The following is an 18783-nucleotide window of genomic DNA, read 5'->3' as shown; positions in this document are numbered from 1 at the left end:
AGAGGCCACCTTTACTCACAATCCTTATAAAAAGTGAGACTATCCGGTATTAGTCAGCCTTTCGGCTGGTTATTCCAGACATCAAGACAGGTTATCTACGCGTTACTCACCCGTGCGCCACTCTACTGAGGTTCCGAAGAACCCGTTCGCGTTCGACTTGCATGTGTTAAGCACGCCGCCAGCGTTCGTTCTGAGCCAGGATCAAACTCTCCAGTTTAATATCCTGACCAATCACAAATGATTGGTGCTAATCAATCAAAAAACCAAAATTACTTGGCCCGCTCTTACTGTTCAGTTTTCAAAGATCAAAAGCGCTTGCGTTCCCGCAAGCTGCGTCAATCAGTTTATCATGTTTTCGAAACGCTGTCAACCATTTTTTTATTTGGTCTCAAGCGTTTCCGTCGCTTGCCGTTACTGCCAGCGAGCGGCGAGGCGCCAATATACAGGCCTTGATCCCGCTCGTCAATCTCTTTCTTTTACTCTATGTCGTTTTTTGCTACAAATGATCCAACTCTTTGTCCCGAAAGGGTTTTTTGTATTTGCCTTCGACTAAGGCTTTGACGTAACATGGACTCAGACTGAGTGGATCACTCAGGAAATGATCTGAGATCAACCCTTTAGTTTTTATCTAGACATTTTGATGGAAAACAAAACATCTTCTTTACTCCGACAGCTGCCCGCTGTTCACGACTGTTTAGCTCATCTTGCAGCTGCCGATGGGGTGTCAGAACTCCCCATTGGCCGTTTGAAACATTGCGTGCGTCTTTATCTTGATACGACCAGACGAAATATACTCGAAGGGAAATTGTCCCAGGACGGTGCTTTAAATCGGGAAAGTTTTTTGGATGAACTGGTGCGTTATGTACACTCCTATCACAAACCTCGTTTCACTCGGGTAATTAATGGGACCGGGGTTATTGTTCACACCAATCTAGGGCGCTCTCTTCTCCCTGATTCTGCCTTGCGCAACATCGTTGGCGCTGCCTCCCATTATTCAAACCTTGAGCTCAATCTTGCTACGGGGAAGCGTGGCTCCCGCTACTCTCATGTCGAGGATCTCCTCTGTGAGTTAAGCGGGGCCGAAGGGGCGCTTGTCGTCAATAATAACGCCGCCGGTGTGCTTATCGCCCTCGAAACCATGGGCAAGGGGAGGGAGGTTATAGTCTCCCGGGGGCAGCTTGTAGAAATTGGGGGTTCCTTTCGTATACCTGATATCATGGCTCGTAGTGGAGCGAAACTCGTTGAAGTGGGAACCACCAACCGAACCCATGAGCGAGATTACGAAAACGCCATCACTGAGGAAACAGCGCTCTTATTAAAGGTGCACTGTTCTAATTATAAGGTGATTGGTTTTACCCGTGAGGTGGAGGCTCCCGAATTGGTTGCCATAGGCCGTAAACATCATCTCCCCGTTATGGAGGATCTTGGTTCCGGTTGTCTGCTTGATCTTTCCCGTTTTGGTCTGGCCAAAGAACCCACCGTTCAGGAGGTGGTTGCCAGTGGTATCGATATTGTTAGTTTCAGTGGGGACAAGCTTCTTGGTGGACCCCAGGCCGGTATTATCGTCGGTTCAAAAGAGTATATAGAAAAGATCAAAAAGAATCCCATCAACCGTGCCCTGCGCATTGATAAGTTTACCCTCTCTTCGCTGGAATCTGTTTTACGGCTCTACCTGGATGAGTCCCAGGCTATCGAACATGTCCCTACTCTACGCATGATCGCCATGGATGCGGACGCCATCAAAATTCGAGTCGATCGTTTGTGCCGGCGTTGCCAGGAGGCTTTTGCTGATCGTGCCACCATTGAAGCTCGTGCGGTGTCTTCTCAGGTGGGTGGGGGTGCACTTCCCGAGCAGAACCTCGCAAGCTGGGCGGTTGCTCTTCTGCCCAGGCAGATGAAGCTCAGTCAGGTTGAGCAGGCTTTGCGCTTTGCCACGGTTCCGGTCATGGGGCGGGTTGAGGATGAACGCCTCATTATTGACCTGCGCACTGTGAGTGAAGGCGAGGAGGAGGATCTTTTTGCAAGTATTGGCGAGGCCCTGTCTGCCTGATTTTTTTATCCCCGACTTTGTTGAACCTCTAAAAATATATAAAACGAACACAAAGAACACTATCGCATGCTCACTCTTGACGATTTCTTTTTGCTCTATCAACCCTTTGGTGATGTTATTGATGCGCAGTTACCCCTGCCGTCCACCGTTGATTTCTATGCGCTTTCCACAGATGGGGCTATGCAACCCCTGGATGAGTATCTTACCGGTGAGCGGAGTCCGGTAACCGATGAGATGCATGCTCTTGTGGAGCCCTGGGTCGATGCCGGCCAGTTGGTCTTTCCCTTTCCTCTCTCCTCCAGAGAAATGGCCGTTGCTGTTGTGAGCGAGATCGATCTCTCGTTTTTACGCAAGATGTCGCCCGGCTGGCTCAAGCAGATTCGAGAGGTGGTTCTTGCAGAGTTCGTCATGATCCGCCTGGCTGCCCTGGATCCAGAGACAGATCTTTACAACCGGCGAGCGCTGAACTGGTTTATCGGTTCCATGCATGAGGAGCAGGCAGGAGTCTTCTTTTTGCTGCACACAATTTTTTCCCGGAAGACAGCCACTGCCAACCTGCAGAAACTCAAAGAGACGGCAGACCTGCTCACCACTGTAGGGCAGGGACAGTATTTTTCCTTTGGCTACGGTGTTTTTGGGTTGTTTCTCCCCTTGGCCCAGCGTCACCGTGCGTTAAAGACAGCGCGGCACCTGCAGCGGCAACTTCGCCGTGAAGGAATGAGTAAGATCCAGATTGGATTTGCCGAGCTGAATGGATCCGTGGCGGGAGAAAGTGCTCAAGATTTAGAGCGGCACTGGCGAGCTCTGGAATTGGCCGAAAAGCGTGGGCCTTTCGGGATCTGTGACATCGATACCCTGGAGTCGAAACGCTCGCATCCCTTTGTGCTCTCCGAGCCCGATCTGGTTAACCAGGGGAAAAAATTCTGGAAACGGCAGCGTCAATTCACTCTCTGTTTGATCAGTTTTTCACAGGCTCCATCGGAGTCAATTAACTCCTGGAGCCAGAGCTCTCAGGGGAAAACCGATTTTTCAGGTGGCAAGATATGGGTTCATGGTCAGCATGTTTTGCTCTTTTTCCAAGGTATACTTTCAGCTGAATTCAAATCTACGATTGAAGAGGTGGTGGAAGATGCGCGCAGACATTTTGGCGATGATCCTTTTTATGCAGGAGTGGCCTCGTACCCCTGTCTTGATTTCAGTAAAAACGATGTGCTCGCCAACTGTCTGAAAGCGCAACGGCATGCCGGATTTTTGGGGCCTGGCTCCCTGGTCTGTTTTGATCACCTCAGCTTAAATATCAGTGGGGATTATTTTTTTGATGAGGGCGACTATAGGGCTGCCATGCGTGAATACCGCCGGGGATTGCGTCTTGTTCCCGAGGATGTGAATCTGATTAACTCGCTGGGGGTAACCCTGATTGAGTGCAACCAATCAAGCGCTGCGGCTAAATGTTTTGAAGAGGCTCTGCAGCAGGAACCCTATAATTACATGGCCCTAGTCAATCTAGGGCGTGTTCGCCAGACCCTGAATCAGCCACAAAAAGCCCTGAGCTGTTTTGAAGCGGCCTTTGCAGCCCATGGTAAAGAAGAGGCGGCAGGGCAGGAGCTTTTTCTACCTCTGGCCCGCCTGTATACCGAGTCCGCGAGCTTTGAGAAAGCCTTGCGAGTGCTGGATCAGTGGTCATTGCGCCCTGGGAGCGAGCAGGAATTTCTTCTTTTTCGTTTATTGGGACTTTGCGCTATGGAAAATGGACAACCGGACAAAGCCATGACCGCATGCCAAAGAGCTCTACGTCTTTTTCCTCAGGACAATGTCTCCTTGAGTGTTCTGGGGCTTTTGTATGTCGAGCAGGGAGAAGGGGAGGAGTTGGGCTTATCCTTTTGTACCAAGGCTCTGGCGCTGGATAATTTTAACCCGGATCACTGGTATCGCCTGGGACGCGCCTACACCCATGCCTCCATGCTTGAGCAGGCTTTGGAAGCCTGTAAACACTGTCTGAGCCTCCAGCGTTCTCATGTTGCCGGTGTAATTCAGTTAGGGCTTGTTTATGCGGCCATGGGCAAGACCAAAATGGCAAAAAAATACCTGCAACGGGCAGCAGATCTCAAGCAGTGCACAGAGGGGCTGCAGGAGCGGGCGAGTTCGGCATTGGCTGCACTTTGATTTGTACCATGAATCACAGGTTCAGATTTTTTTCGCATCAGCTTTATTCCATTGCTCTTTAAAAAACTATGCCGTGATTATCGAGTGATTTGATAGAATCAATGGCAGCGGTAGAGTGATAGTACGGACAAGGATATGTGCCAAGTAGCAGATAAAGGAGCGGCTGGCTATGGCCCAGATAGATGCGTTTTTTAAATTAATGAATGACGAAGGTGCTTCGGATCTCCACATGATGGCCGGGCAACAACCTGTGCTTCGTATCCGTGGTGACATGGAGAGGGTGAAGTTCAAAGTCATGGATAATGAAGCCCTCAAGAGTATGCTCTATGAGATATGCCCTGAGGACAAAATCAAGATTTTTGAAGAGACCGGTGATCTCGACTTTGGGTATGAGATTCCGGGCCTGGCCCGTTACCGCTGTAACTTTTTTCAGCAGAAGTATGGCATTGGGGCAGTGTTCCGTGAAATCCCAAGTGATATTCTCACCTGCGATCAGCTCGGTCTGCCCAAAGTGGTTTCCCGTCTGGCAGCTTTACCTAAAGGGCTGGTGCTGGTGACCGGGCCCACCGGTTCAGGTAAATCAACCACCCTGGCTGCCATCATCGATGAATGTAACAAGACCCGAAAGGATCATATCCTCACCATTGAGGATCCCATCGAGTTCGTTCATAAAAGCCAGAATTGTATAGTGAATCACAGAGAGGTCGGTACTCATACCTCAAGCTTCTCAACGGCCTTGAGGGGGGCCCTGCGTGAAGATCCGGATATCATTCTCGTTGGTGAGATGCGCGATCTGGAAACCATCGCTTTGGCCATGGAGGCGTCCATGACCGGTCACCTGGTTTTCGGCACCTTGCATACCATCAACGCCATGAAAACCGTGGATCGTGTGGTGGAGATTTTTCCAGCTAATCAGCAGGGGCAGGTTCGTTCCACCTTGGCGGATGCACTGCGGGCCGTAGTTTCCCAGACGTTGTTTAAGCGGGTTGATATCAAGGGGCGGGTAGCGGCACTGGAGATTCTGGTTTGTACGCCTGCGGTTCGAAACCTGATTCGTGAAAACAAGACCTACCAGATTCCTTCCATCATGCAGACCGGGAAGAAATTTGGCATGCAGACCTTGGATGACGCGATTTTTGAACTTTTGGAAAAGAAAAAGATCAGCGCCGAGGATGCCTACTCAAACTGCTATGAGAAGGCGCGCTTTGCCAAGTTCCTGCGACATCAACCCTCTGATTTTACCGAGATCTGATCAAGATATCCTAAAGACAAGAAGCAAACGGGCCGTGACTCTGGGTAAGAGAGTCACGGCCCGTTTTTTTTAGCAGATGTGAAAGCGTTGCTTATGCCGTTCCGTATTGCTCCAGACAGTTGCAAAGTACTTTGCGCTGCGCCTGGGTCAGATGGGTGAAACGGGCAGAGTATTTGACGTTGGAGGTCTTCTGCCCATCCTGCTCCTGAAAGCCATCATTGGTGGCGACAATCTCCGCAGACAACTGTTCCAGAGAGGAGCCGTCGTTGCAGTTGTAGAGGTCAAGCGAGAGTTGAGGACCGGGCAGGGGAGGGGCATTATACTGTTGCTGGAAACACATACCGCCTTCACTTAAGTTGTTGATCCGCGCGTACTGATTGTTGGTGCCACTGATGCGAACCAGAAAAAAAGGTGGCATCTGCTTGCGTACGGAGTGACGGTTATCCACGCCAACAGAAAAAGGGAAGAGAAAAACCAACTGTTGCCGACACTCGCTGCAGGCATAAGCACGGGCTGTGGGAAATGAGGCGAGTCGGGCTAGAGATGGTCGTTTTCTTAAATGGCGTCCACCGCAAGAGGGGCATTTTTTACCAAGCACCATCATTTGGGTTGCTCTCCACAGTTTTTCCAGGCCCCCCTCTGGGGAACCTCAGGTAGGATAGTCATTTTTTAATAAATGAGCATACTCGGATTGCTGAGAGCTTTCAAGTTCCTCTTTTGCGGTGGAAAATGGGGGGGTGCTCCATTTGCTTGGAGCTGCATTCCGTTAAAAGTTCTGGCGCGCAGGGCTTTTGGGGTATTCGTGACCTGGATCGTACCCTCTATTGCCGTTGTCAGCAGGATTCTTTTTTCTTTTTGCCAGCGTTCCACATGTTCTTTTGCAGGGAGCACACCCCAACGATTTCTGCCTGAGGAAACAATAATCCATTGAGGATCCACTGCATCGATAAACGCATCAGAAGAAGAGCCCCGGCTTCCATGGTGGGGTGCAAGCAGCACGGTTGCTTCGAGATCGGCCTTGCTCCTTAAAAGAACCTGTTCACTTGCAAAACCGATATCCGCTGGGAACAGAAATCGCTGGTTGTAATGCTGAAGAAGGAGGACCAGGCTGCGGTCGTTCGTATCCCAGGGCTGCTGCTCGGGTAAGCCTGGCATTCCCAGACAGGCAAGCTGTACCTGTGAGTCTTGGTAGAGGATGTCGCCAGCGCTGAGCTGTCTGATTTCTATACCCTGGCGACGAGCCTGAGCTAAGAGTTCCGTGTAGGCGTGTTCCTGTCCGTGATCGCCATTGACCACCAGCACCTTAGGCTGAAAATGGCTGAGAATAAAAGGCAAACCGTTGTAATGATCTCCATGGGGATGGGTGATGATGATCCGGTCCAGGTGACGAATCCGCTGCTGCCAAAGGAAAGGTGCGATCAGCGATTCGCCAACGTTGAAGCGAGCACTCTGATACCCTCCACCATCAAGCAGGATGGTTTCTCCTTCGGGTGCTCGAATCAGCGTTGATGTACCCTGTCCCACATCAAGGTAGTCAATATGCAGCCTCTCCCCGACACCTCCGTTCCAGGGGAAAAATATAGAGGAAAGGAGCAGGGTGAGCGCGAGCCCTCCGCTGCACACAAGCCGGTGGGGAAGGGGCGGTCTGGCAATGAGCAGCCAGAGCAAAAAATAATAAAGACACATTTCCATGGTGGTGGGGGTAACAGTCCACCATGAAAGATGGGGGAGGGGGTGAAGCAGAGTTAAAAGGTCGATCGCTGTCTCCACTCCCCAGCTACCCAGTTGTAAACACCACTGGGCCAGTTGTGGCGAAGTAAACATGAAAAAGACACTGACAAGTCCCCAGGGCAGCGCCCAAAGGCAGAGCAGGGGCTCGATGATCAGGTTGGTGAATGGGCTGACCAGCGAAACTCGGTTGAAGTGGAGAAGAAGAATGGGCAGGGTGCCGGCGGTGGCAGCAAGGGAAACATAGAACATCGACTGCACCGTTTGCAGTAGGCGTATCAGTCCCCGTTGCCATTGCGGTGCGTCTGGATCAGTTGCGTTGAAAATGGGAAGTTTGGGGGAGATCAGGTTGATTGCCAGGACCGCTGCAAAAGACAGTTGGAACGAGGCGGTGAACAGGGCCAGGGGCCGTAGGGCAAGAACAAACAGGGCCGCTCCGGAGATCAGTGGCAGCAGCGAACGCTGACGTCGAAGTAAGACCGCGGTTAGCACGAGCAGTGCGGTTATCAGGGCACGGAGGGCTGGGAGGTTGAGTCCGGCGATACAACCATAAAGCAGGAGAAGGGGGGCGGTGAGGAGTAAGGCAAGGCTGGGGACATGGGTGTGATTGAGTAACCACTGGCTGCGTTTCAATAAAAACTGAATTGTCCCCAGGCAAAAGAGGCCAATTAAGCTGAAGTGCAAGCCGGAAATTGCCAGGAGATGGAAGGTGCCTCCTGCTTTGAACAGTTCAAGGATCTGGGATGGAATTCGTACAAGTGTACCTGTGAGTAAAGCCTGGTAGACTCCTGCCTGCTCCTGGGGCAGCGTTTGTGCGATAAAGGCTGCTATCTGTTGTCGAGTTCGCTGGGGGAAGAAACGAAGTTCGCCAACGGCGGCAACAAGGCTTTGTTGGCGGTCTGCCGGGAAGATTTGCTCGACTGCCGCTTGGGAAGTTACCCAGGCGGAATTATAGATTCCCCGCACAGCCATCTGCAGAGGGTAGTTAAATGCTCCCGGAGTCTGATAGCGGTGAAGCCGATCAATGGTTGCCCGCACCATCAGCAGGTCTCCTGCCATGATTGAGGGGGTCAGCTCACCCGCAATCGTGAGCCGCAAACGTCCATGGATCGGCTGGAAATTTTTTTCTGGGGCCTCTTTTTTGAGCAGGGCCTCGCATGCAAGCACACAGCGGGTTGTCGTACCGTTGAATTCCGGCATACTGATCAGCCTACCCACCACAGTCGCTTCAGCCTTGGTGGGCATCTGCTGGACAATATGCTGGGGATCGATTGGAAGGTGAAGGCCTTGGGTTGTATGCAGCAAACCAACCAGAAAAAAGAAGGGAAGGGGGAGCAGGATTTTGTTTTTTGGGGAAAGAAATAGGGCCAGCACGAGAGGCAATAACAGGGGCAGCAGCAAGGCTGATGCAGAGAATGCCTGCCCGTGTTCTGCCAACCATCGTGCAGTTATTGCCCCTGCCAGAAAAAAGAGGGTGATCAGAACCAGGAGATGATGCGAGCAGACACCCAACAGTCTCTGCATGGACTACTGCTCGGTGTTACGTGAGGAAAGCAGCATGTCAATCACCTCAAGATGACGGGCAACCACGCCCCGGTGGGCAGCAATCCAATGGGCCGCCCGGGCGCCAATAGTATGCCGAATTTCCTCTTTGGTCAGAACCTGTAGGAGCCACTTCGCGATTTCTTCTTCCTGACCCGATTGAAATATCCCGCCCGCCTCGACCAACCCCTGGGTAATCTCGGAAAAGTCTTCGGTGTGGGGGCCAACGAAAATGGGGATTCCCGCAGAGGCGGGTTCCAGCGGATTGTGGCCTCCAAAGTCTATCAGACTCCCACCGACAAAGGCAACATCGCCCATCTGGTAACAGGTAGCCAACTCACCAATGGTATTGAGAATAAGGACTGGCCCAGAATGTATGGGGGGATCAGTGCGTCGCCTGCATGTGAGACCTAATTGCTGCGCAATTTTCACTATCTCCCCAGTTCGTTCAATATTACGGGGGGCCAGGAGAAGCTGAAGTCCATCCACCGTTTCCCGCAAGCGTTTATAGAGCTGCAGCACAACGGTTTCCTCACCAGGATGCGTGGAGCCGCAGATCCACAAGGGAGCCTGGGGAGCAAAGCCAAATTCCTGACGCATCTGCTCAGCTTTATTTGTTTTTCCTGCTGCATCCTGCAGGAAGGTATCAAATTTTAAGTTTCCCAGAGTGAGAATTTTCTCAGGTGCCAGGCCAAGAGCCCGCATTTTTTGGGCGTCGTTTTTCGTTTGCATGGAAAGCAGGCTGAACGTGTTGAACATGGGGGCAAAGAGCCACTGAAACCGTTTATATCGCTGGAAAGATGTGCCTGAAATGCGTCCGTTGACTAACAGGGTGGGGATAGATTTTTGCTGCATACAGGCCAGCCAGTGGGGCCAAAAATCGGTCTCTATCTGAATAAAGAGATCCGGGGCAATGCAACGCAGGTAATAGGGGACGACGGGACCCAGGTCTAAGGGGGCGGCGATAAGGCAATCCACATGGGGCGCAATAATAGAGCTGGCAATCGCAGCGCCAGAGCTGGTGGTGGCTGAAAAGATGAGTAGGGCGTCTTTCTGCGTTTTGCGAAGTTCTCGAATCAGCGGAAGGGCTGAGGTTACCTCTCCTACAGAGAGGGCATGTATCCAGATGGTGGAGCCGGTTTTTTGAGGTGTGTTTCTGAGCTTTTGGTGGAGACCAAAGCCAAGCCGGTTAAAAATACGTTTTCGATATTTGGTTTTGCAGGCAATAACAGGAAGCAGCGGCACAAGGCAGACCAGAGCGAGACTGCTGAGAGCATAATAGAATGGGCGAATAAACGGCATGCAGGATGTGTGGGTGAAAGTGAAGGGAAATTTTAGTTTACTTCTCTTAGTCATACCAGGAGCGTGTCTAACTGTCGAAGAAGAAAGGCGTTTTAGGAATGATTTTTCTTCGTTGATTATTCATTGCTTGCTCTTGTTCAGAGAATTATTGTTTGAATAATTCTATTAATCAGAAAATGTGAAAGAAAAAATACGTTGAAGCTGAATTTTATTCTTGATGTGGGCATTTGTCGGTATTACATTGCAGAAATCAACGCATAATTGCGAAGAAGACTGCCGAAATGGAGCCCAAAGGAAGTGAAGATGCTTGATGATATTAGCCTGAAAATATTAAAGATTCTTCAGGAGAAAGCTCGTATTCCCAATGTAGAGGTGGCGCGTCAGGTGGAAATGGCTCCCTCTGCTGTGCTGGAACGGATTCGCAAGCTGGAGCGGCAGGGTTTTATTGATGGCTATGAGGTTCGCCTCAATCCCGAGCAGTTTGATTATCGCCAGATTGCCTTTATTAAAGTGCAGACCAGCACTGTGGGGGATTCGCCCGAAGTTGGTCAACGACTGGCTGAGATCGCTGAAGTCCAGGAAGTGCACTATATAGCCGGTGAGGATGGTTACCTGGTCAAACTTCGTGTAGCCGACACACGTGAACTGGCAACGATCATCCGTGAAAAGATTGCCGTGATTCAGGAGGTCAGCGCAACCCAGACCTCGACCGTTTTACAAACCTATAAAGAAACCGCGCGGATTCCGATTCGCGGATAAAGAATATAGAGGATTTCGTTATGCCCATGTCCCAAGCCTTTAAAGACAGACTTTTTCCCCATCTGGAAAACATTGCCGCCCATTACGGCACACCCTTTCACATCTACGATGAAGCGGGAATTCGTGCAACCGGGCAGCAGGTGAAGGATGCCTTTGCCGGAATTCCCGTGTTTCGTGAATATTATGCGGTGAAAGCCTTGCCCAACCCGTCCGTACTGGCTTTGATGCAGGATATGGGCTTTGGCTTTGACTGCAGCTCGGTCCCGGAGTTGATGCTGACCCGTCAGCAGGGCGCCAAGGGAGAAGACATCATGTTCACCTCCAATAATACCAGTCAGACCGACTTTGCCATGGCCGCGGCCGATGGGGGCTGTATTCTCAATCTGGATGACATCTCCCTGATTGACAAGGTGCCCAGCATGCCGGAGTTGATCTGTTTTCGCTACAATCCTGGTAATCGCCGTACGGGCAATGATATTATCGGGAAGCCGATTGAGGCCAAATACGGTGTCAGTCACGAGCAGATTGCAGAGGCCTACCGTAAGGCCAAGTCCAGAGGAGCAAAACGATTTGGCCTGCACACCATGCTTGCCTCCAATGAGCTTAACTACAGCTACATGGTGCAGACGGCGGCCATGCTCCTGGAGCTTGTTGAGACCTTGGGTAAAGAGCTGGATATTACCTTTGAGTTCATCAACATCGGTGGCGGCTTGGGCATTCCTTACCAGCCGGATGCTGACCCCCTCAATATCGAGGCCATGGGCAAAGAGATCACCGAACTGTTTTTGAGCTTCAAAGAGCAGCAGGGGTATTGCCCGGCACTCTACATGGAAAGCGGTCGTTATATGACCGGCCCCCATGGGGTATTGGTCACCAAGGCCATTAACCGCAAAGAGATTTATCGCACTTATGTGGGTGTTGATGCCTGCATGTCAGCTCTTATGCGCCCTGGGGTGTATGGGGCCTATCATCATATTGATGTCCTTGGGAAAGAGGGGGGCGAGACCGAGGTGGTGGATGTGGTTGGCTCGCTCTGCGAGAATAACGATAAATTTGCCGTTGAGCGCACCTTGCCCAAAATCGATGAGGGCGATTTGCTCATTCTCCAGGACACCGGAGCGCATGGGCATGCCATGGGCTTTAATTACAATGCCAAGATGCGGCCCCAGGAGCTGCTTTTAGGGGCGGAAGGAACGGTAAGCCTGATTCGTCGGGAGGAAACGCCGGAAGATTACTTTGCCACCCTTACGTTTGAGGAAAAGGTGCTGAGTCTGTAAGGAGCTGTGAGTGAATCTCCTACTCATTGAGCCCGAAGAGATGGTGGCGGGAGAGGTCGCCCTTACCGGACGTCGGGCAGAGCATTTGCGCAAGGTCCTCAAGGTCGAGCCGGGTGATACCGTACGCGTGGGCATGGTTGCAGGCATGATGGGCACCGGGCGCGTGCTTGCTGTAGAGTCTGGGGCTGTTCGTCTGGCTGTGGAGCTTAGCCATGAGGCGGTAACCGATCTCCACATCGAATTGATCCTGGCTCTGCCAAGGCCGATCATGCTCCAGCGTATTCTGAAGCAGGCGACCGTGCTAGGAGTGCGGCGGTTCCATCTCATCCGTTCTCGCAGGGTGGAAAAATCCTTTTTTCATTCCCCGGTGCTGGAGTCGGAGAAAATTCGTGGCCTTCTTCTGGAAGGGATGGAGCAGGCCATGGATACGCACCTGCCTGAAGTACGTATTCATAACCGTTTCAAACCCTTTATCGAAGATGTTGTCCCAACCTTGGAAGGGCAGGGGCTGATTGCCGATCCTGGCGGCAGCGGCACCCTGAGCGGGATGCCAGTGAGTGGCGAGCCGGGGCAGCGGCTCTTGCTTGCGGTGGGCCCCGAGGGGGGGTGGTCAGATTATGAGCTGGACTGTTTTGCCGAGCAGGGGTTTTATGGTTTCACCATGGGAAATCGTATCCTGCATGTAGATACCGCAGTAGTAGCATTGCTAGCACAGCTCCACCTTCTATATGAAATTAAGCGTCCATAGGCACCCATTTTCGGACGCTCGCGCTTTCCCGCAGAGTTGTACTCTAGCGGAAAAACACGAGTGTCCCAATATGTGCGCCTATGAACACTTCAGCGGATCTCACTTATTGTAGAGTCTCGAAAAGATGTAGAATTTGAGGGCTTGTAGGAGCGTGGCCATGCCCGCGACAATCGGTGTCGATAGAGAGGACTATGTGTCCTCTTATTATCTATTCACCGCCCCACTAACGTTACATCTTTTGTCTATCGTTATTTATCTCCGACCAAATCGGCTGTGCACCTTATCGGTGAGCAGAGTAAACTCCGGCAGCCCAAGAACCTGCAACCCCACCGCATAGACACCCATCGATGTAGAAATCACCACGCCAAGGGTAACAATCTGCATTCCCATATTGCCTGTCATCCAGTCTCCCAGCCCCAGCTTGAGCAGCAGAATCCATCCCCCCATACAAGCGGTTGCCAGGATAATCTTACCCACTCCTTTCAGGACATATCCAAGGGGATATCCCCCCAGCTTGCGGTAGAGAATCAAACTTAAGAAAAGAAAGTTGAGAATCATGGCGCAGGAGGTGGACAGGGCTATCCCCCGGTGCTGGAGAAAATCAATCACCAGGGTAATGGTGAGGATATTGGCTGCCACGCCTATGAAGGAGCCGATTACCGGAAACTTGGTATTGCCGATCGCATAGAAGACCGGCACCATCACCTTGATGGCGGAGTAGGCAAAAAGACCTACCGCATAAAAGGCGAGGGCATCGGCGGTTTGAGAGGTGTCAAAGGTGCTGAAGGCTCCATGTTCAAAGATGAGGCGGATAATCGGCTCGGCGAGCATGACCAATCCGGCAGTGGCTGGAATCGCCAGGGAGAAGACCAACACCAGGGAGGAGGTAAAAGTCTCTTTGAGGCTGGTGAGATCTTTTTGGGCTGCCTGTTTTGCCAGCACCGGCATCACCGCGATGGAAAGGGCCACTCCAAAAACACCAATGGGCAACTGCACCAGACGGAAGGCGTAGTTGAGCCAGGAGACCGATCCTTGGGCGCAGCTGGCGGCAAAGTTTGTATTCACAAAGATGTTTATCTGGGTGGCGGAAAGACCGATGGTGGCGGGCAGCATCAAGAGCAGTATGCGTCGCAGTCCCGGATCAGCGGGCCTGAAACTCAAGAATAAACGAAACCCAACCTTGAAGAGTGTGGGCAGCTGCATCATCAGCTGCAGACAGCCGCCAATCAGCGTGCCCCAGGCCATGCCGGCAATGGCGGGCTGGCCGAAATGCGGCAGGATAAAGGCAAGCGACAAACCACCAACAATGGAGCCCAGGTTAAAGAAGGTAGAACTCATGGCGGGCACAAAAAATTTGCCCTTGGTGTTGAGCATCCCCATCACCACCGCTCCCAGTGAGACGAAGAGGAGGAAGGGGAACATGATCCGGGTCAGGCCAACGGTGAGCTCAGTCTTGCCGGCAACCAGAGCGAAGTCCGGGGCCAGCAGGTTCACCAGTGGTTCGGCCCAATAAATCCCAATCAGGGTCAAGGCGCTGATCAGGAGGGTGAAAAAGACCAGAACATTGCCTGCTAATCGCCAGGTGGCCTCCTCTCCTTTGTTGGTGCCGTATTCGGTAAAGACGGTGACAAAGGCGGCTGAAAGTGCTCCCTCAGCAAAGAGGTCGCGCAACAGGTTCGGAATACGAAAGGCAACGACAAAGGCATCATAGGCAAATCCCGCACCAAACATTCCGGCAAAGACCTGTTCACGCACCAGACCCAGTACGCGGCTGCACATGACAGCAACGCTGACAGCACCTGCTGAGCGGGCTATTTTTGTGGTTTCCCCGGAAGGTTTGGCAGAAGTTTTGTCGCTCATTGATCGTACAACGGTATCAGTAGGTTATCACTTGACTTTGCAATATTAATACGAATATAACAAAAGCTCGTTTTTGTGGACACGATGGTTACCATTCTTGCCCGGAAAGAGAAAGGGCTTTTCACCGGTTAGCGAATGAGCTTCGGTGAGAACTCATCTTCTTGGGGCTTTCCCCGTGATCAGTTCTTGCGTCAATTTCTGGCTGGAAGGAGGCCGCTTCATCGCAAATCTTGCAAAAAATACACAAAAAAGAAGGCTGCACACCATAATGAGTTGATTTTTTTGGAATGTAGAGTTTTCATTTTATTAGTTTTTGCAAGTTTGTCCCCCCTATAACAACACCCGTTTCATTCACTGGAGGTATCCATGCAGGACGTACATCAGATTAGGAATGTGGTTATTCTTGGCCATGGCAATAGTGGAAAATCGACGCTTGCCGAGGCCTTACTGTTTACTGCAGGTGTGGTGAAACGGCAGGGGAAGGTTGATGAGGGAACCTCTTCCATGGATTTTGAGCCGGAAGAAGTCAAACGCCAGATTTCCATCGGCGCTGCCTTTAACCAGATTCCCTGGCAGAAAAAAGATATCTTTCTCACCGATACCCCAGGTGATGATAACTTCTTCAATGAGAGCCGCTTTGCAGCCGCTGTAGCCGATAGTGCCATTTTGACCGTTGGAGCGGTGCTTGGCGTTCGCCCTCAGACAGAGCGATTTGTCGATCTGGTGCGGGAAAATGAACTACCCTGCCTGATCTGTATCACCAAAATGGATCGGGAGCGGGCCCAGTACCAGAAAACGGTTGATGCCATCCGGGAAACCACCAGTCTCAATCCTGTTACTCTGTTTTTGCCCATAGGAGCGGAAGATAACTTCAAGGGCGTGGTTGATATTGTCGGTAAGAAGGCGGTCATGTTTGAAGAGGGGGGGAAGACCAGCCTCACTGATGTGCCACCCGAGCTTGCCGAGGAGGTTGCCACCCTGCGGGAGAACGCCATGGAGTATGTGGCGGAAACCGATGACGATCTTCTTGAGAAGTTCCTGGAAGAGGGGGAACTGACCGACGAAGAACTCAAATCTGGACTGGCAGCTGCCATTAAAAAGGCTCAGATAGCCCCGGTCATCGCCTGTGCGGCCTTATCCAATTTGGGCTCAAGTGTGATTCTCGATGCCATTGTGGAGCTGCTGCCTTCTCCTGCGGAGCGTCCTGCCCGTATCGGCACCAACCCCAAAAATGACGATATGGTTGAGCGCGGTGCCGCAGCTGACGAGCCTTTCTCTGCCCTTGTTTTTAAGACCATGGCAGACCCCTTTGCCGGGCGCTTGACGATCTTTCGCGTTTTTTCCGGTACGCTGAAAGGCGATGCCTTTTATAACGCCAATAAGGAGACCTCCGAGCGGTACGGGCAGTTGTATGTCATGTCCGGCAAGGAGCAGAAACCCGTTGAACAGGCCATTCCGGGAATGATTGTCGCGGTCGCCAAGTTGAAAGAAACCGCCACAGGCGATACCCTCAGTGAAGAGGCCAACCCGATCATTTACCCCATGATCGAGCCGTTGCCCACGGTTATCTCCTACTCGGTCAGCGCCAAGAAAGGCGATGAGGAAAAACTCTTCTCCTCCATTACCCGCCTGCTTGATGAAGATCAGACCCTCAAACTGACACGTGAGCAACAGACCCATGAAACCTTGATTTCCGGTGTGGGCCAGGTGCATCTTGAGGTCATTGGCGAGAAGATTAAACGTAAATTTAGTGTCGAGTTGGAACTTAAAGCCCCTCGCGTACCGTATCGTGAAACCCTCAAAGGCAAGGTCACTGTTCAGGGGAAACATAAAAAGCAATCCGGTGGACGTGGTCAGTTTGGCGATTGTACCATCGAGATGGAGCCCTTGGCCCGCGGCGAGTATTTTGAGTTTGTCGATAAGATTGTTGGTGGTGTTATTCCTCAGCAGTATCGGCCTGCCGTTGAAAAGGGTATTCTTGAGGCCATGGAAAAAGGTGTTATCGCAGGGTACCCTTTCGTCGACCTCAAGGTGAACCTGGTTGATGGTTCCTACCATACAGTCGACTCCTCGGAGATGGCCTTTAAGGTTGCCGGTTCGCTCGCCTTCAAAAAAGGTGTGGTCGATGCCAACCCGATTCTTCTTGAGCCGATTATGGAGGTCGAGGTGCGGGTACCCAAAGATTTTGTCGGCGATGTCATGGGCGATCTCAACAGCCGTCGGGGACGCGTACTGGGGATGGACTCCTCGGATAAGGCGGAGATTATTAACGCCCAGGTGCCCCAGGCGGAGATTCAACTCTATGCCCTGGATCTGACTTCCATGACCGGTGGACGTGGTGCCTTTACCGTTCAGTTCTCCCATTATGAGGAGGTTCCGGCACAGATCGCCGAGAAGATCATCGCCGAGTATCAGAAGGAGAAGGCGGAGGAATAAAGGTATGGCGCAGGCAACTTCCCCGGCATACAGATGCGGGGTCCTGACCTTGAGTGACAAAGGCTCACGTGGTGAACGTGAGGACACCAGTGGCCCTATGCTGCAGGAGATGTTACGGGCTCAGGGCTTTTCTATAGCCCTGGCCCAGATTATACCTGATCAGCAGGCGCTGATCGAAAAAACGCTGATAGACTGGGTGGATGAACAGCAGCTCGATCTGATCGTCACCACCGGCGGAACCGGTGTTGCGCCTTCGGATCAGACGCCCGAGGCCACCCGCGCTGTCATTGAGCGTGAGGTGCCTGGCCTTGCCGAAGCCATGCGTATGGCCAGTCTTGAAAAGACGATTCAGGCGGTCTGGTCTCGCGGGATTGCTGGGATTCGCAAAAACTGTCTGATTTTGAATCTGCCTGGAAGTAAAAAGGCGGCGAAGGAAAATCTCGAGGCAGTACTCCCGGCGCTTACCCATGGGCTGTATAAGCTGCAGGGGGGGAGACAAGACTGCGAAAACATCATCTAGAAAGTGTTTCTTGGGTAACGAGCATAAAAAAAATGCCCGGATGAATCATCCGGGCATTTTTTTTTGCTCCATGGCTCAGTCGATGTTAGGCGATAACAACCTGCTCTTCGGAACCAGCCGTCAGTGATTTTATCTCGCCGATGAGATAGGGCTTTTCGCCATTAGCCTCGAACTGGTGCATCAGGTCCTCGATGTTTTCGTCCGGGACAACAGCCATCATGCCAATGCCCATGTTGAAGGTGCGGTACATCTCCGCCTCGGAGACGCCACCTTCGTTTTGGAGAAAAGAGAAAATCGGCAGAAGAGGCCAACTCTCTTTTTTGATGTGGGCAGCACAGCCGCTGGGAAGGATACGGGGGATATTGTCGATAAAACCGCCACCAGTGATATGAACCAGGCCGTGGATCTTGAAGCGGCGCATCACGTTGGTTAAGCTCTCCACATAAATGCGGGTGGGGCGCAGGAGTTCTTCGCCAACGGTGCAGCCAAAGCTCTCAATAAAATCATCGACTTTCTTGCCCAGCTCTTCAAAGAAGATTTTGCGGACTAAAGAGTAGCCGTTGGAGTGAATACCCGATGAAGCCAGGCCGATTATTTTATCGCCGACGCGAACATCGCTGCCATCAATCAGGGCATTACGATCGCCAATGCCGACAACAAAACCAGCCAGGTCGTAATCCTCTGTCTGATAGAGGCCCGGCATCTCGGCGGTTTCTCCACCAATAAGAGAGCACTGGGCCTGTTTGCAGCCCTCGGCGATACCACGGACGACGTCGGTGGCCACTTCCAAGTCAAGCGCGCTGCAGGCAAAGTAATCAAGAAAGAAAAGCGGCTTAGCCCCACTGACAATGACATCGTTGACACACATGGCAACCAGGTCAATACCAATGGTATCGTGCTTGTTACACAGTTTTGCAACACTGAGCTTGGTGCCCACGCCATCGGTTGCGGCAAGCAAAACCGGGTTTTTCAGATCCTCGTTGCCGATGGCAAAAAGGCCGGCAAAGCCACCAATATCCGTGAGGACGCCTCGGCGGTGGGTGCTGGAAACAATATCTTTGATGCGAGAGACAAAGTGGTTCCCTTTGTCTATGTCGACACCGGCCTCTGTATATTTCGAAGGTGTTTGCGTCATGAAAGTACGTT

The 18783-nt window shown here is 51.9% G+C and carries 13 protein-coding genes and 1 rRNA gene; 8 read left to right on the top strand and 6 right to left on the bottom strand.

Annotated elements, in window-relative coordinates:
* Positions 1-217 (bottom strand): 16S ribosomal RNA (locus JWJ90_RS15230); the annotation flags it as partial.
* 423 nt (positions 218-640) lie between these two features.
* Between JWJ90_RS15230 and selA the strand changes: the two genes are divergently transcribed.
* The 3 genes from selA (at position 641) to JWJ90_RS15215 (ending at position 5465) form a co-directional block, all read left to right on the top strand.
* Positions 641-2050 carry an L-seryl-tRNA(Sec) selenium transferase gene (selA, locus tag JWJ90_RS15225; RefSeq protein ID WP_205228094.1) on the top strand — a complete coding sequence of 470 codons (1410 nt, stop codon included), beginning with the start codon at positions 641-643 and terminating at the stop codon, positions 2048-2050.
* Positions 2051-2116: 66 nt separating this feature from the next.
* Entirely contained in the window at positions 2117-4213 is a 2097-nt protein-coding gene (locus JWJ90_RS15220; RefSeq protein WP_205228093.1) for a tetratricopeptide repeat protein, read from the top strand.
* A gap of 169 nt (positions 4214-4382) precedes the next feature.
* Positions 4383-5465 (top strand): type IV pilus twitching motility protein PilT, encoded by a 1083-nt coding sequence (locus tag JWJ90_RS15215; protein ID WP_205228092.1) that lies wholly within the window; start codon positions 4383-4385, stop codon positions 5463-5465.
* 91 nt (positions 5466-5556) lie between these two features.
* Here the strand turns inward: JWJ90_RS15215 and JWJ90_RS15210 are convergent, their stop codons facing one another.
* The 3 genes from JWJ90_RS15210 to JWJ90_RS15200 form a co-directional block, all read right to left on the bottom strand.
* Positions 5557-6069, bottom strand: coding sequence for a PilZ domain-containing protein (locus JWJ90_RS15210; RefSeq protein ID WP_205228091.1), 513 nt, complete (start codon positions 6067-6069; stop codon positions 5557-5559).
* Positions 6070-6134: 65 nt separating this feature from the next.
* The gene (locus JWJ90_RS15205; RefSeq protein ID WP_205228090.1) at positions 6135-8717 is read right to left on the bottom strand and encodes a DNA internalization-related competence protein ComEC/Rec2; all 2583 of its coding nucleotides are present in this window, start codon (positions 8715-8717) and stop codon (positions 6135-6137) included.
* A 3-nt stretch (positions 8718-8720) separates the two neighbouring features.
* Entirely contained in the window at positions 8721-10037 is a 1317-nt protein-coding gene (locus JWJ90_RS15200; RefSeq protein WP_205228089.1) for a 3-deoxy-D-manno-octulosonic acid transferase, read from the bottom strand.
* 303 nt (positions 10038-10340) lie between these two features.
* Between JWJ90_RS15200 and JWJ90_RS15195 the strand changes: the two genes are divergently transcribed.
* The 3 genes from JWJ90_RS15195 to JWJ90_RS15185 are packed head-to-tail and all read left to right on the top strand — an operon-like array spanning position 10341 to position 12821.
* Positions 10341-10796: an Lrp/AsnC family transcriptional regulator gene (locus JWJ90_RS15195; RefSeq protein ID WP_205228088.1), complete on the top strand. Its 456-nt coding sequence runs from the start codon at positions 10341-10343 to the stop codon at positions 10794-10796.
* A gap of 20 nt (positions 10797-10816) precedes the next feature.
* Positions 10817-12073: a diaminopimelate decarboxylase gene (locus JWJ90_RS15190; protein ID WP_205228087.1), complete on the top strand. Its 1257-nt coding sequence runs from the start codon at positions 10817-10819 to the stop codon at positions 12071-12073.
* A gap of 10 nt (positions 12074-12083) precedes the next feature.
* Positions 12084-12821: a 16S rRNA (uracil(1498)-N(3))-methyltransferase gene (locus JWJ90_RS15185; RefSeq protein WP_205228086.1), complete on the top strand. Its 738-nt coding sequence runs from the start codon at positions 12084-12086 to the stop codon at positions 12819-12821.
* 252 nt (positions 12822-13073) lie between these two features.
* Here the strand turns inward: JWJ90_RS15185 and murJ are convergent, their stop codons facing one another.
* The gene (murJ, locus tag JWJ90_RS15180; RefSeq protein ID WP_205228085.1) at positions 13074-14681 is read right to left on the bottom strand and encodes a murein biosynthesis integral membrane protein MurJ; all 1608 of its coding nucleotides are present in this window, start codon (positions 14679-14681) and stop codon (positions 13074-13076) included.
* 366 nt (positions 14682-15047) lie between these two features.
* Between murJ and fusA the strand changes: the two genes are divergently transcribed.
* Positions 15048-17117: an elongation factor G gene (gene fusA, locus JWJ90_RS15175; RefSeq protein ID WP_205228084.1), complete on the top strand. Its 2070-nt coding sequence runs from the start codon at positions 15048-15050 to the stop codon at positions 17115-17117.
* 4 nt (positions 17118-17121) lie between these two features.
* On the top strand, positions 17122-17637 hold the full coding sequence (locus tag JWJ90_RS15170) for a MogA/MoaB family molybdenum cofactor biosynthesis protein (protein ID WP_205228083.1): 516 nt from the start codon (positions 17122-17124) through the stop codon (positions 17635-17637).
* An 85-nt stretch (positions 17638-17722) separates the two neighbouring features.
* Here the strand turns inward: JWJ90_RS15170 and purM are convergent, their stop codons facing one another.
* Complete coding sequence (purM, locus tag JWJ90_RS15165) at positions 17723-18772, bottom strand: phosphoribosylformylglycinamidine cyclo-ligase (RefSeq protein WP_205228082.1); 1050 nt, start codon at positions 18770-18772, stop codon at positions 17723-17725.
* Between the last annotated feature and the right edge of the window lie 11 nt (positions 18773-18783).

The organism is Desulfobulbus rhabdoformis (genome assembly GCF_016919065.1).
Lineage (GTDB): Bacteria > Desulfobacterota > Desulfobulbia > Desulfobulbales > Desulfobulbaceae > Desulfobulbus > Desulfobulbus rhabdoformis.
The sequence above is the reverse complement of the archived record's forward strand: the minus strand, read 5'-3'. Positions and strand labels throughout refer to the sequence as shown.

Excerpts from the sequence above, each read along its gene's own strand:
- JWJ90_RS15215 (WP_205228092.1), top strand. The coding sequence starts at position 4,383 with ATGGCCCAGATAGATGCGTTTTTTAAATTAATGAATGACGAAGGTGCT.
- fusA (WP_205228084.1), top strand. The coding sequence starts at position 15,048 with ATGCAGGACGTACATCAGATTAGGAATGTGGTTATTCTTGGCCATGGC.
- JWJ90_RS15205 (WP_205228090.1), bottom strand. The coding sequence starts at position 8,717 with ATGCAGAGACTGTTGGGTGTCTGCTCGCATCATCTCCTGGTTCTGATC.
- JWJ90_RS15220 (WP_205228093.1), top strand. The coding sequence starts at position 2,117 with ATGCTCACTCTTGACGATTTCTTTTTGCTCTATCAACCCTTTGGTGAT.
- JWJ90_RS15200 (WP_205228089.1), bottom strand. The coding sequence starts at position 10,037 with ATGCCGTTTATTCGCCCATTCTATTATGCTCTCAGCAGTCTCGCTCTG.
- JWJ90_RS15195 (WP_205228088.1), top strand. The coding sequence starts at position 10,341 with ATGCTTGATGATATTAGCCTGAAAATATTAAAGATTCTTCAGGAGAAA.
- selA (WP_205228094.1), top strand. The coding sequence starts at position 641 with ATGGAAAACAAAACATCTTCTTTACTCCGACAGCTGCCCGCTGTTCAC.
- JWJ90_RS15210 (WP_205228091.1), bottom strand. The coding sequence starts at position 6,069 with ATGATGGTGCTTGGTAAAAAATGCCCCTCTTGCGGTGGACGCCATTTA.
- JWJ90_RS15170 (WP_205228083.1), top strand. The coding sequence starts at position 17,122 with ATGGCGCAGGCAACTTCCCCGGCATACAGATGCGGGGTCCTGACCTTG.
- purM (WP_205228082.1), bottom strand. The coding sequence starts at position 18,772 with ATGACGCAAACACCTTCGAAATATACAGAGGCCGGTGTCGACATAGAC.
- murJ (WP_205228085.1), bottom strand. The coding sequence starts at position 14,681 with ATGAGCGACAAAACTTCTGCCAAACCTTCCGGGGAAACCACAAAAATA.
- JWJ90_RS15190 (WP_205228087.1), top strand. The coding sequence starts at position 10,817 with ATGCCCATGTCCCAAGCCTTTAAAGACAGACTTTTTCCCCATCTGGAA.